A 13625-nucleotide genomic window follows, 5' to 3' on the forward strand; every position below is an offset into this window, starting at 1 on the left:
CAAAAAGCGAAAATTACCAAAATTTATGTTAACTTTTTATTGATTTTTATGGTACAGGGTCATACCCTGATCCTCCCCATGGATTACAGCGCAGAATGCGTTTCACAGATAGCCAGAGGCCTTTGAATGGTCCATATTTCTTTAAGGCCTGTACAGAATATTCAGAACAGGTAGGCGTATACCGGCATGAAGCAGGAATTAATGGAGAGATAACATACTGATAAAATTTAACCAGCAGCACAAGAATACCAGTCAGCAACTTCTTAGGTATGTTTAAAACCTTATTCATTTCCCTCTGCCATTTTCTCTAAGAGCTTTTTCATTTTTGATCGAATAAAATCAAAGGTATGAATCTCTTTGGATATATAAACCAATCCCACGTCATAATGTTTGTCATTTAAATGAGCAGTCATTTCAGGTTTTAATATCCGGTAGGCTTCCCGTATTCTTCTTTTTAAAAGATTTCTGTGAACCGCCCTTTTATAATTCTTCTTGGAAACTGTGATAAGAATTCTGTTTTCAGTAAGATTTACAGACGGATCATGAGGAAAATAATAAATAAGAAACGGGTGCAAAAAGAACGACTTCCCGGAAGTAAATAATTTGCTTACAGCTAATTTACCGGAAAGTCGTTCTTCCTTTTTAAATGTTTTATCTAACATTCTGATCTGAGTTTAACCTCAGTCTATTTCTTTTTGTTGTATTCAGTAATAAACTGATCGAGTGCCATTGCCATAGACGGAGCCTGAGGATTCGGGACCTGTATATCAAGTCTTAATCCGGCCTCCTGCACTGCCTTGGCAGTAGACGCACCAAAACTGGCAATTTTGGTTTCATTCTGTTTAAATTCCGGAAAGTTCTTAAGCAGGGATGCTATTCCCGACGGGCTGAAAAATACGAGGATATCATAATTTACATCAGCCAGGTCAGACAAGTCACTACTAACTGTCTTGTACATGATGGCCTTTGTATAATTAAATCCGTTTGCGTTAAGCAGTTCCGGTATCTGCGGCTTATGAATATCAGATAGTGGAACCAGAAATTTTTCATCTTTATGCTTTTGCATCACCTCCACCAGATCCGGAAATTTTCCTGTACTATTGAATATTTTCCGTTTTCTGTAAACAATATATTTCTGCAGATAAAACGCTGCTGCCTCCGAAATACAAAAATATTTCATGGTATCAGGAATAGTCAGACGCATTTCCTGGGCAATTCTGAAATAATTATCTATGGCAGTTCTGCTTGTAAAAACCACAGCAGTATGGTCCAGAATTGACACCTTCTGACTTCTGAAATCCTTTGCAGAGACAGGTTCAACCTGAATAAAAGGACGAAAATCTATTTTAATACCGGTTTTGTCGGCTAAATCGTAGTAGGGCGATTTTCCCGTTGCTGGCTCTGGCTGTGAAACTAATACCTTTTTGATCTTCAAGACTTTATTCCTTTATATTAGACATCTTCACCCACTGTTTAAGGCTACCTTAACGGCTAGCATTAATGGCAAAATTTCGAGGACACAAAAATACAAAATCACATAGATAAATGAACTTAAATTGCTAAAAAAAATATTAACACTCCTGACAAGCAGGACAACGAGGTAAATTGCGAGTAAAAAAATCCCGATATTAAGCCCGGTTTCCATACCCCTATAGGTATATGTAATAACAACAACAACCGGTAAAAGCAAAAGCCCTAAAATCATATTAAAGACCTGGTAACTTTTCAGCCATTCTGAAGTCTTATCCTCCGACCCCAACAGATAGTTCCAGTATCTTACTATTCCAATCTTCAATACATGGTAAGTCAAAATCAACACACACAGTTCAAGATAAAATACAAGTCCGCCCCCTACATTAAAGTAAACCGCAAGATGATGCAAAAATAATCCGGTGATCAACACATGAACGATACTAAGCACCAAGCCCATACGAAATTCACTGACCGTATTGCTTGCGAACAGACTTTTACGGTTATGCCCATGCATAACCTCCAACGAACGTTGTTCGAGAAAGCCGCCCGCATTCCGCCACACACTCCAGATAAAAAAACCGGACAATAAAATCACAACCGTCATCCAGTCAGAATGATACAATGGAGCAGCTATGTTATTATCAACCGGCACTTACCGTATTATTTTGCAGTTAATATTGCATTATATTGCACATCCGGTTCATTCAGAACAGCGACAGCGGTATCAATAGTGGCATCCAAAGTATTGAATATCGGATAGAAGCCGTCGTTATCAAAAATATTCCGAGCAATATAGGCTTTTACCTGAGTCTCTATTAAACGACCGGAAACCTTTAAATCTTCTGGTTTTATTTTAACGTGCCATTCATTTTTTGCCATGTCCAGAAACATCTCCATCACCGGATGATCCTTGTAATAATCCAAAAGCGCATCCACGTCAGCCAGCTTATTAAGCTCCTGACGATGTTCATCTGTATACCTGAACGCAAATTTATATATCAGGCCTTTTCTAACCAGATTTTCAAAAAGTGACGTAATCCCCGTTGTGTCCACCGGGACAAATATATCGGGCATAATTCCTCCGCCACCATAGACCAGTCTCCCGTTTACCGTGTGATATTTTTCCGCTTTATTCAGGTGGATGCTGTCTTCGCTGTTCATTTCTCCATTCTGATAGCGCTCCATAATATCTTTATAATAATCCTCATTCCCGTTTTTATAGCTTTTCTGAATACACCTTCCGGATGGCGTGTAATACCTGGAGATAGTTAATCTGACCGCTGAACCGTCTCCAAGGCCCATCTGGGTCTGAACCAAACCTTTACCAAACGACCTGCGTCCTATAATTACGCCTCTGTCATTATCCTGTATCGCCCCGGCAAAAATCTCACTGGCCGAGGCCGACCATTCATCAATAAGAACAGCCATACGAACACTCTTCATACTACCATGACCATCAGCCCTGTAATCAGTTCGCGGAAATGCTTTCCCTTCGGTATAAACAATCAGTTCACCCCGCTGCAAAAACTCATCAACCATACGATTTACAACTTCCAGATATCCACCCTGGTTCCCTCTTAAATCAACAATTACGGATTTACAACCGGCATACTGAACCTTGGCCAATGCATTTAAAAACTCCTCAAACGTATTTCTTCCAAAATTCCGGCTCACCTTTATATAACCTGTGGTTTTATTAATCATATACGATACATCAACACTATAAGTTGGTATATCGCCCCGGATGATTTCAAAGTCAATAATACCATCCATTCCCGGCCTTACAACACCGATCTTCACTTTTGTCCCCTTCTCTCCCCGCAGGGTATTCATCACCTTGGTATTCGATATTTTATCACCTGTAAAGGAGGTATCATTTACCATAACAATTCTGTCTCCGGCCATTATACCCACTTTTTCAGATGGTCCTCCTGAAACTACCTGGATGACCATAACCGTATCATCCTGTATATTAAACTGTACACCAATACCGCCAAAACTTCCGTTGAGCTCCTCATTGACGGACTGAAGATCCTTAGCCGGAATATAAACAGAATGTGGATCCAGCTTATCTAAAATTTCAGGTATAACTTCCTCAATAATCTCCTTCTTATTCACTGTATCCACATACTCCTTGTCAATCATTTCTATCAGGGTACTTAGTTTATTGCCCTGAGAGAGGTTAATCAGAGATGTTGGCCTGTTTTCCGAATTTCCGGCCATTCTGTTTCCCAAAATAATCCCAATCACAATTGCGATAGCAATGTAAACAGGCCAGAGTTTTTTTAATACGTTATTCATTTTCCTTTGTGTCTATATCAATATATTTTACCTCAATTCCTGCTCTTTTCAAAAGATTGATGCCATCTTTCAGTCTGTATTCTTCCGAATAAATGACCCGCGTTATACCGGCCTGAATAATAAGTTTAGCACATTCAATACACGGAGAAGAAGTCACATAAAGCGTGGCTCCGTCACTGCTGTTATTGGACCTCGCAACTTTCGTAATCGCATTGGCTTCCGCATGTAAAACGTAAGGTTTTGTTGTATTGTTCTCATCTTCACATTTATTCTCAAACCCCGACGGTGTGCCGTTGTATCCGTCTGAAATTATCATCTTCTCCTTTACCAGCAAGGCTCCAACCTGACGCCTTTCACAATAGGAGTTTTCAGCCCAGATACCTGCCATCCTAAGATACCTTCTATCCAGCAATTCCTGTTTTTTTTCTTTCATTTTATTATTAGAATCAAGTATCAAGACACAGGAATCAAGATTTCATATGTCCTGCGTCTTATGTCTCTTAAAAAAGCAATGCAATATAAGCGATGTAAAGCAAAAATAACATCAGTCCGCCCCAAAAAGATAACCTGCCATTTCTTAAATCCGCTAAGATTCTAATGTTCCTGTCCGCTTTCCATGCCGTCAGATTTGCCTTGAACGGATAAATAACCAGCATTAGTAATATTCCGAGGATGGCCATCCACAACAAATCAATCCTGAATGCCATATAATCTACCGGTATCGGATGAATGACAGATGTTATGCCGAGTACTACAAGAATATTAAACAGATTAGAACCTACAATATTGCCCACTGATATTTCTGTTTCCTTTTTAAACGCTGCTACCAGAGATGCTGTAAGTTCCGGAACGCTGGTCCCGAATGCTACAACTGTAACTGATATCACCCGTTCACTTACGCCCAGTGAAGAAGCTATGTCAGAAGCAGATTTAACCAGCAAATCGGCTCCCCATGCCAGTCCTGCACATGCTACCAGCACAATGACTATTGCCAGCCATACAGGGTATGCTTTATCAACTTTTTCTTCTTCAGTTTTATTTCTTGACATGGATGTTTTGATGGCACGCCAGGTAAATATGATAATGGCCACTACCATAATTACACCCTGATATCTTTCTATGGTTCCACTTTGAAAAAACAACCATAAAAAGAAATAACTGATCATCATAAACAACCAGTCCGAAAACAATCTTTTTGATACTACAGGAAGTGCAATGACTATCGCTGTCAATCCTAGCACCAGGGCAACATTGGCAATATTTGATCCTACCACATTACCCACAGCTATATCAGGATGCCCATCTATTGCCGCCCTCAGCGAAACAATCAGTTCTGGTGCTGAAGTGCCAAATGCCACAATTGTCATTCCTATAACCAGCGAGGATATATGAAATCTGGAAGCAATGCTTACACTGCCTTTAACCAGTCCGTGTCCGCTAATAATCAGAAGGGCTAAACTTGAAATCAGGATCAGGATTGAAGTAAACATACAAAACTACCGTTTATGCAAACCACATTCTTTTGTTTCGGGATTCTCCCACCACCATCTTCCGGCCCGGATATCTTCACCCTCTGCAATGGCTCGAGTACAAGGCTGACAGCCAATACTGGGAAAGCCTTTATTGTGAAGTGCATTGTACGGCACCCCATTCTTTTTAATATAATCCCAAACATCATCTTCTGTCCAGTTTGCAAGGGGATTAATCTTTAGTAATCCGTTGGATTCATCCCATTCCACCACCTGAATGTTTTGTCGTGTAACTGACTGAGAAGCTCTCAAACCACATACCCAGGCATCGAGTGTTTTAAAAGCCCGTTTTAATGGTTCAATTTTTCTTATCCCACAACACAGTTTACGGTTTTCAATACTGTTATAGAAAAGGTTGATCCCTTTTTCCTTCACCATTTGTTCAACAGATTTATAATCCGGAAACATGACATCAATTTTAATGCCGTATTTGTCGTTTGTTCTTGAAATCAAACTATATGTTTCGGGAAATAACCTTCCGGTATCGAGCGTAAATATTTTCATTCCTCCTGCATGGTGCACAACCATATCCGTCAACACCTGATCTTCTGCACCCAGACTGGATGACAATGCAATTTTGTCCCTGAATTCGTTATAAAAAAAAGATAACACCTCTTGTGGAGTCTTATCTTTCAAAACTTCATTATAATACGTTACCTTGTCTTTTAACATGCAGTTTTTGTTTGAAAAAACAAAGATAACAACTTTTTGACAGGTACAGGTTTAATTAAGATTTGTTATAAAGAGTACTCCTTTTATTTTGGGTTCTTCTCTTAAATCTTAAACCACCATATCATTATTCCACAGTTTTTTCTGCCATGCGGCATAAAGATCCAGGGAATATGTTTTTGCATTACCTTCGCAGCTCACCAGAAACCTGCGCTGAGCCACTAATACCGAAGAAGAAACCAAACCAAACTTATAATCCGAAGGGGTAATAGAAATGCATAAAATATTGTATTTCAGAAGTTTTATCTTTAACCCTTCCAGCCTACCATAATAATCCACCAACAAACCAATGTTATACTCGCTCAGCAGATCTGACAACTGTAATAATTTCTTTTCCAGACCTTCGATACTTATCAAAGGAAGAATCAGATAGCGTAAACTTTTATTTGCTGCCAGAAACCGTTCAAGTTCTTTTAGCTCCGGTATCTGTGAATTAGCGGAATATAATTCTTTAAAATGCACCTTATTTATTGCTGCGATCTGCTTCACAAACGTTCCCCTTGATGAATTATTGACAACCGCCAGGCTCTGATCGAAGGATGTACAGGACGTAATCAGCGATTCAATGGCGAGAGATGACACCCCGGAGAAATTCAATACTTCCATTCCGATGTTATCTCTTACTGTACATGCTTCTCTAACCTCCTCTTCAAGTTTTTCCACCAATATCTTATTCCCTGTGTCAGAAGACAACTTAATCTGCTCCCCAGTATTCCATATTCTGTTTAATCTGTCCATAGCTGTAATTTTATATGCAAATTATTAGTTCAGGATTATAATAAAGTTAAAACGGCATTAAATTGGTATTACAGAAAAAGAATCGGGTACCAGGAATCAAGTATCAGGATAAAAGATTTATTGGTAACTCCTGACCTGTAACCTGTAACACGTAACCCATGGTTTCTGAGTTTATCGAAGCACAATTTATCATATGGAAAATACTTACACCTTAAAGTAAGATAATGCAACCGTTTTTTACTTTATTTGTACTCACCTGTGTAAAAAACAGAACGTTATGAGAAAGACATTTCAAACTCTATTCCCGGATACGGATGAATCCATTATTCGGCATGTATACAGTCCGTACAGGATTTGCCCCGTAGGTGCACATGTAGATCATCAGCACGGTCATGTTACCGGTTTTGCCCTGGATCACGGTGTGGATCTGTACTATATTCCAACAAAAAACGGCATTATTAACCTTTTCAGCCGCGATTTTGAGGGGCAGGTTCTGTTTACAATGGACGACCTGGGCGAAAAACCAACCACCTGGGGACGCTATGTCAAAGCAGCCATATATTCCCTCTCAAAAAACTACGAACTTGAGAACGGGATTCAGGGGCTTATTTCAGGATCCCTTCCTGTTGGAGGTCTTTCATCATCAGCAGCAGTGTTGTTGTGTTATATTATGGCGCTGGCTGATGTCAATCACATTTCACTCAGCGAAAAGGAATTGATTCAGGCTGCATTTGAAGCAGAAAAAGAATATATCGGCCTGAACCTTGGAACGCTGGACCACAGTTGTGAAGTGTTATGCAGAAAAGACAATCTGCTATATCTTGATACAAGGGATAACTCATACAAACTGATCCCATCACCGGAAAACATGCCGGAATTTGATCTGTTTATCTTTTTCAGCGGGCTAACCCGGACATTAATCAATACAGGCTACAATACCCGAACTGATGAATGTAAAGTGGCTGCATTTAGTCTTTACGCCTACGAAGGTCTGCCATATACAGTGGTGAAAGATATGCGGCTTCGCATGGTACATAAAACAGTATTTGAAAAGTGGAAAGATAAACTCCCTGAGCCTTTGTCAAAAAGGGCTGCTCATTTTATGTCGGAACACGATCGTGTGGACGATGCGGTGAGGGCTTATGCCGAAGGCGATATCGAAAAGATGGGAAAGATTATGTTTGAATCGGGCTGGAGTTCGATCACACAGTGGGAATCGGGCTGTGAAGAAACCATTGAACTGTACAACATTATGAAAACCACACCGGGAATTTATGGTGGCAGATTCAGTGGCGCCGGTTTTAAAGGATGTTGTATTGCCATTGGTGATCCGGCTAAACGGAACGAAATAACAGAATCCGTATCACGAAGATACCTGGAGAAGTTTCCTGAACTCACCGGAAAATATTCGGTTCATGTATGTAAAACAGCCGATGGTGCCAGAAGAATAAAATAATATGGATGCTTTAATACTTGCTGCGGGATATGCCACACGCCTCTACCCTTTAACAAAAAATTTTCCAAAACCCTTATTAAAAGTTGGCGCGAGAAGCATTCTGGACAGGCTGGTTGACGACCTGGACCAAATTGCAGAAATTGACCGGATTATTGTAGTTTCCAATGATACGTTTTATCAGCATTTTGTAGACTGGAAAACCAAATCCGGCTCGCCCAAAGACATTATATTGCTGAACGACGGGACAACCAACAACGATAACCGTCTCGGAGCCGTAAAAGATATACTGTTTACCATCGAAAAACTACATGAGGCTAAGGATCTGCTGGTTTTGGCAGGCGATAACGTGGTGGATTTTTCATTCGGTGAATTTATCCGGTATGCCATATCAAAAAACCGGAGTTGTATTTGTTGTCATCACGAACCTTCGGTTCCTGCCTTACAAAAAACCGGAGTGCTGGAAGCAGATAATGATTTCAAGGTTATCAAGCTTCACGAAAAGCCAAAGAACCCTCCATCTCACTGGGCGGTTCCGCCATTTTATGTGTATATGAAAAAAGATTTCCCCCTAATCAAAACTTCTGTGGAGAACGGTTGCAAACCTGATGCTCCAGGGAACCTTGCGGGCTGGCTAAGTTCTCAAACAGATGTGTACGCATGGCCTATGACCGGATCGAGATATGATATTGGAGACCTTAAATCGTACGAAGCTGTGGATGCCATTTTTAAAAATAAGGCTTAATATCAGATACTATAAATCTGGTTCTTTACTAACACTTTAAACAGCAACCACATTTTGTATTGATCCGAAATCCTGCAACGCTTGTTCATGATTGCATGTGCCGGTGTTCTCTTAATTTTGATTAACAGTTCCTTGTAATATGTATATGCAAGTAAAACCCCAAGCCTGACTGAGGATTGTAATGCCAGAATTCCCTCAAATGCTTCATCGAACTCTTGCTGAATTTCAGTTTCCAACCTGTGTTTGAGATCATCATCGAATCGATTAAAACCCACTCCGGGGAAATAATTACGCCCCCTGTCTTTAAAGTCGTCTTTCAGGTCGCGTAAAAAGTTTATCTTTTGAAAGGCTGAGCCGAGTTTGCGGGCAGGACTAACCAGTTTGCTAAACTTTTCGCGGTCACCGGCACAGAATACACACAAGCACATCAACCCCACAGCCTCAGCGGATCCGTATACGTAAGTATCGAACGATTTCTTGTCGTGAACCGTCATATTCAGGTCCATCTCCATACTTTTCAAAAAGGCATCAATATATGCCTGATCAATATCATATTTGTGAACCACCCACTGAAAACTGTGTAATATAGGATTGGTACTGAAAGACGCTGTAATAGCTTCGTCAGTCTGTTGTACGAAATCACTGAATACAGCTTCCTGATCCTGATCGTAAAAGGTATCAACAATTTCATCTGCGAACCGCACAAAACCATATATAGCATAAATAGCTTTCTGCGTTTCATAGTCGAGAGACCTGACGCCTAAAGAAAAAGAAGTGCTGTAATTAAGCGTTGTTTTCCGGCTGCAATCCAGAGCGTTTTTAAGATAAAGATCCATAACGTTTGTCAATTTGTTCAACGGTTAGCGCGGAGCTGATTAAAGTCATTGGCAACCCGGTGCCGGGAATGGTAGATGCACCGGTATAAAATACATTCCTGAATTTCTCATCCCTGTTGGCGGGACGCATCCAGGCCATCTGGCTGATTTTATGCCCAAGCCCAAGTCCACTCCCTCTGAACAGATTAAACTGCTTCTCCCACTCCTCAGGCGAGTAGATAGTCCTGGTTTTTACGTGTGGCCGGATATCATATCCGGTTTGTTTTACAAAATCATCTATAATACGATCGGCAAATTGCTCTTCATCTGTCCAGTCGTTTTTAAATCGTAAATCAGGTACAGGACATAAAAAGAACAATGCCTGATGTCCCTCTGGTGCAGCCGTAGGATCACTCATGGATGGGACATTTACATAATAATATGGCTGCTCCCCGTTAAATGCAGATGTAAAGACGGTATCAGCATAATCCCTGAAATCCTGCCCCAAAAAGTAATTATGTTTTTCCAGTCCGGGAACCTCTCCTTCAATACCAACATAGATGGTAAACGGAGCCATGGTCCATTGCTTTTTCACCAGCTTTTCTTCAGAAAATCCGGATCGTTTAAAGACCTGCCCTCTGAAGGCTGCTGCATCTGAATTTACAATCATCAGATCGGCTTCCCAAGCTTTTCCCTTCTGATCTACGAACCCATGAAGATTTCTGCTTTCATTGGCTTTATAATCCACGATTTCAGAATTGTATACAATTTCCACATTTAACTTTCTGAGTTCCTTTTCTATCGCCTCTACCAAAGCGTACATTCCTCCTTTTATCCCAAAGTATCCATCGTGCTTAAACTCAGAATAAGACAATATGGAATATAAGGCAGGAGTGTCAAACGGCGTACCACCCAGAAAAAAAGACACAAGTGAAAAAATCTGCTTAATTTCCTTCGATTCAAACCGCCGGTCCACCTCTTCCCAGAAACTACGCCTTAGCTTTGGCAAATGTTTGGGCGGAACACGTAAAAGTCCTATCGCATAAGCTAAGAACGAATTGAAATTCCTTTTAACGATAACATCGAAGGTATCGTGGAATAATTCACCCGTATCCTCCAGGTATTTAATATATTTTTTTTCGAAATCAGGCTCCAGATGTCCGATAGACTCAATCATCTTTTGCGGATCTTTATAAAGTTTATACACAGCTTTTTCATTTCTGAACCGAACTGTATAAAGCGGATCCAAAGGAAACAGTTCAACATCAAGCTGAACACCGGTGTCTTTTTCAAATTCCTTCAGCACGTAGCTCATACTAAAAAATGTCGGACCTGTGTCAAACCTGAATCCGTCAACCTCCAAACGATTTAAACGCCCTCCGGCCCGACTGTTTTTCTCAAGAATCTTAACATCATACCCTTTAGATGCAAGACGTAATGCTGATGCCAGTCCAGCCAAACCACTACCTACTATTAATACTTTTTTACTCATATAAAGGTTTTGCTGTTGTAATAAACACTCATATGCGTACCTTTGTTAAATCCACAACTTACAATATATCAAATATTTGTAAAATTTACACCATGTTTTGCAACTATTATGAAATGTTCGGAATTCCGTAAACAAACTTCCAGTATTTTCATCTGTTAAATGTTTATATTTGGATGTCAATCGTAACCTTATGCAAAAAGCAATCGTCATTGGTGGTGGAATTGGAGGCCTTGCCGTAGCCCTTAGACTCAGGAAGGCAGGTCTGGATGTAGCGCTTTTTGAAAAGAATTCTACCATTGGGGGTAAAATGGGAGAAATCCGGTCAAAGGGATTTCGATTTGATACCGGCCCGTCGCTTTTTACACTTCCCGAGTTGAGTGATGAGCTTTTTGAACTTTTTGGTAAAAATCCCCGTGATTACTTTTCGTATACAAAACTTGAGAATTCCTGCCGTTATATTTTTCAGGACGGAACAATTGTAAATGCATGGGCAGATACTGACCGGTTCACGGCTGAGGTGCACAATGTTTTAAACGAGCCAGAGGAAAATCTAACAACTTATCTGGAACGCTACCGAAAGCTTTATAAGACTGCTTCTCCGGTTTTTTTGTTCAATGCCTTTCAACGCTGGGAGAATTTTACAAAAAAAGAATTCAGGGGTATGTTATTTCACCTGCATGAGCTGGATTCAATCAAAACAATGCATAAACGCAATAACAAGACTTTCAATTCTCCAAAACTTGTACAGATTTTCGACAGGTATGCAACATACAATGGTTCTGACCCATTCAGAGCACCAGCCACTTTAAACATGATAGCCCATTTGGAACATAATCTAGGCGCATATTTTCCGGACCGAGGCATACGATCGATTGCACTTTCTCTTGAAAAACTGGCAATTGAAGAAGGGATACGAATTCACACAAACAGCTCAGTTGAAAAAATTCTGCATGATGGTAAGAAAGTAACAGGGATTGTATGTAACAGCAAGGAAATTAATGCAGATATTATTGTCAGCGATGCAGATGTCAGAACGGTATACATGAATATGTTTGAAGGAATCAGACCACCAAAATCAATTATTAATAAAGAATTGTCCTCGTCAGCGTTAATCTTCTATTGGGGAGTTGATTTTGAAAGCGATCTGGATGTTCACAACATCCTGTTTGCAGAAGTCTACAAAGCTGAATTCAAAGCGATTTTCAAAGATAAAACCTTGTATCACGATCCTACGGTTTACATCTTTATAAGTAAAAAAGTTGTCAATGATGATGCTCCTCAAGGCTGTGAGAACTGGTTTGTAATGATCAACGTTCCGGCTAATCAGAATCATAATTGGGATCAATTAAGAGAGGATGCCAGAACAATGATTCAAAAAAAAATTAATAAATTGCTACACGTGAACATAAGCAAACATATTGTGACTGAAAACGTTGCCGATCCGGTAACTATTGAACGCAACACCTCTTCGTTTAGGGGGGCGCTTTACGGAAACAGTTCCAACAGCATGTTTGCAGCATTTAACCGGCATGCAAATTTCAGTACGCAGTTCCAAAATTTATGGTTTACCGGCGGAAGTGTTCATCCGGGTGGTGGCATCCCCTTATGTATTGCTTCTGCAAAGATTGTAGCCAGTGAGGTAGATACATATTTCTTAAATCAAAGCATTTAACCAATTTAGTTATGGATGTAAAACGAATAGCTCTTCCAAGGCCGGAACCATCGAAGGCCATCCGATCCATTTCATCAGTTTTACTGGTGGGAATAATTGGATTTGCCATCCCTTTTTCCAGACCTGTTTTTCAGGCAATGACACCGATCGTTATCCTGCTGGCAGTAATCGGTTCAATACACTATCACGATGGAGACAGGAACCTTAAAATGATTTTAGTGTCACTGTTTATACTGCTTGCGGGTTTTAGTATTGAAGTAATAGGAGTGAAAACCGGCATTATTTTCGGAACTTACAGTTACGGAAAAGTATTGGGCCCGAAAATAATGGGTACACCGGTGATCATAGGATTAAACTGGTTACTCCTCATCTATACTGCCCGTGCAATGGTTGAATACTGGGATACATCGGAATGGATTAAAGTACCTGTTGTTGCCATATTGGTTACAGCATTCGATATTGTGCTTGAACCGGTGGCCATAAAACTTGGCTTCTGGAGCTGGGAAGCCATCCAGGTTCCGCTTCAGAATTATTTGGCATGGTTTGGTATTGCCCTGATATTTTCATCGCTTATGACCTTATCAAAAGTGAAACTGATGAACGAAATGGGTGGTCCGCTCTTTTTTATGCTTTTCCTTTTCTTCCTGGTACTGAATATTGTAATTCTGTTTATCTGAT

15 protein-coding genes are annotated in these 13625 nt (G+C 40.2%); 4 read left to right on the plus strand and 11 right to left on the minus strand.

Annotated features, from left to right (window positions below; all coding sequences use genetic code 11):
• Nucleotides 1-46: 46 nt before the first annotated feature.
• The 9 genes from yidD to ACE01N_RS10540 all read right to left on the minus strand — a co-directional run bounded on the left by yidD (nt 47) and on the right by ACE01N_RS10540 (nt 6770).
• Nucleotides 47-289, minus strand: a complete 243-nt coding sequence (gene yidD / locus ACE01N_RS10500; protein ID WP_375729987.1) for a membrane protein insertion efficiency factor YidD — start codon at nt 287-289, stop codon at nt 47-49.
• Entirely contained in the window at nt 282-662 is a 381-nt protein-coding gene (gene rnpA / locus ACE01N_RS10505; RefSeq protein ID WP_380588211.1) for a ribonuclease P protein component, read from the minus strand. The genes yidD and rnpA overlap by 8 nt, the downstream gene beginning before the upstream one ends.
• 23 nt (nt 663-685) lie before the next feature.
• On the minus strand, nt 686-1435 hold the full coding sequence (locus tag ACE01N_RS10510; RefSeq protein WP_380588214.1) for a uroporphyrinogen-III synthase: 750 nt from the start codon (nt 1433-1435) through the stop codon (nt 686-688).
• A 27-nt stretch (nt 1436-1462) separates the two neighbouring features.
• Complete coding sequence (locus ACE01N_RS10515; RefSeq protein WP_380588217.1) at nt 1463-2125, minus strand: DUF4271 domain-containing protein; 663 nt, start codon at nt 2123-2125, stop codon at nt 1463-1465.
• Nucleotides 2126-2133: 8 nt separating this feature from the next.
• A complete protein-coding gene (locus ACE01N_RS10520) occupies nt 2134-3774 on the minus strand; it encodes a S41 family peptidase (RefSeq protein ID WP_380588220.1) in 1641 nt (546 codons plus the stop codon).
• Entirely contained in the window at nt 3767-4207 is a 441-nt protein-coding gene (locus ACE01N_RS10525; RefSeq protein WP_375729992.1) for a deoxycytidylate deaminase, read from the minus strand. Before ACE01N_RS10525 ends, ACE01N_RS10520 begins: the two co-directional genes overlap by 8 nt.
• Before the next feature lie 67 nt (nt 4208-4274).
• Complete coding sequence (locus ACE01N_RS10530) at nt 4275-5264, minus strand: calcium/sodium antiporter (RefSeq protein ID WP_380588223.1); 990 nt, start codon at nt 5262-5264, stop codon at nt 4275-4277.
• 6 nt (nt 5265-5270) lie between these two features.
• Nucleotides 5271-5975: a phosphoadenylyl-sulfate reductase gene (locus tag ACE01N_RS10535; protein WP_380588226.1), complete on the minus strand. Its 705-nt coding sequence runs from the start codon at nt 5973-5975 to the stop codon at nt 5271-5273.
• Nucleotides 5976-6083: 108 nt separating this feature from the next.
• Nucleotides 6084-6770 carry a hypothetical protein gene (locus ACE01N_RS10540; RefSeq protein WP_380588229.1) on the minus strand — a complete coding sequence of 229 codons (687 nt, stop codon included), beginning with the start codon at nt 6768-6770 and terminating at the stop codon, nt 6084-6086.
• Between the two features lie 277 nt (nt 6771-7047).
• On the opposite strand from ACE01N_RS10540, the gene ACE01N_RS10545 reads away from it, so the two are divergent.
• The gene (locus ACE01N_RS10545; RefSeq protein WP_380588231.1) at nt 7048-8226 is read left to right on the plus strand and encodes a GHMP family kinase ATP-binding protein; all 1179 of its coding nucleotides are present in this window, start codon (nt 7048-7050) and stop codon (nt 8224-8226) included.
• 1 nt (nt 8227) lies between these two features.
• The gene (locus ACE01N_RS10550) at nt 8228-8968 is read left to right on the plus strand and encodes a sugar phosphate nucleotidyltransferase (protein WP_380588234.1); all 741 of its coding nucleotides are present in this window, start codon (nt 8228-8230) and stop codon (nt 8966-8968) included.
• A 2-nt stretch (nt 8969-8970) separates the two neighbouring features.
• Here ACE01N_RS10550 and ACE01N_RS10555 read toward each other — a convergent pair whose 3' ends face one another.
• Together ACE01N_RS10555 and ACE01N_RS10560 are read right to left on the minus strand one after the other, a co-directional pair.
• Entirely contained in the window at nt 8971-9804 is an 834-nt protein-coding gene (locus ACE01N_RS10555) for a phytoene/squalene synthase family protein (protein ID WP_380588237.1), read from the minus strand.
• Nucleotides 9788-11275 (minus strand): phytoene desaturase family protein, encoded by a 1488-nt coding sequence (locus ACE01N_RS10560; RefSeq protein WP_380588240.1) that lies wholly within the window; start codon nt 11273-11275, stop codon nt 9788-9790. Before ACE01N_RS10560 ends, ACE01N_RS10555 begins: the two co-directional genes overlap by 17 nt.
• 190 nt (nt 11276-11465) lie before the next feature.
• Here ACE01N_RS10560 and crtD point away from each other — a divergent pair, with 190 nt between their 5' ends.
• Nucleotides 11466-12947 carry a 1-hydroxycarotenoid 3,4-desaturase CrtD gene (crtD, locus tag ACE01N_RS10565; protein ID WP_380588243.1) on the plus strand — a complete coding sequence of 494 codons (1482 nt, stop codon included), beginning with the start codon at nt 11466-11468 and terminating at the stop codon, nt 12945-12947.
• Nucleotides 12948-12958: 11 nt separating this feature from the next.
• Nucleotides 12959-13624, plus strand: a complete 666-nt coding sequence (locus tag ACE01N_RS10570) for a carotenoid biosynthesis protein (RefSeq protein ID WP_380588246.1) — start codon at nt 12959-12961, stop codon at nt 13622-13624.
• Nucleotide 13625 lies beyond the last annotated feature (1 nt).

The sequence above is a fragment of the Quyinboa ferrireducens genome (genome assembly GCF_042436675.1).
GTDB lineage: Bacteria > Bacteroidota > Bacteroidia > Bacteroidales > UBA5342 > JBHJHP01.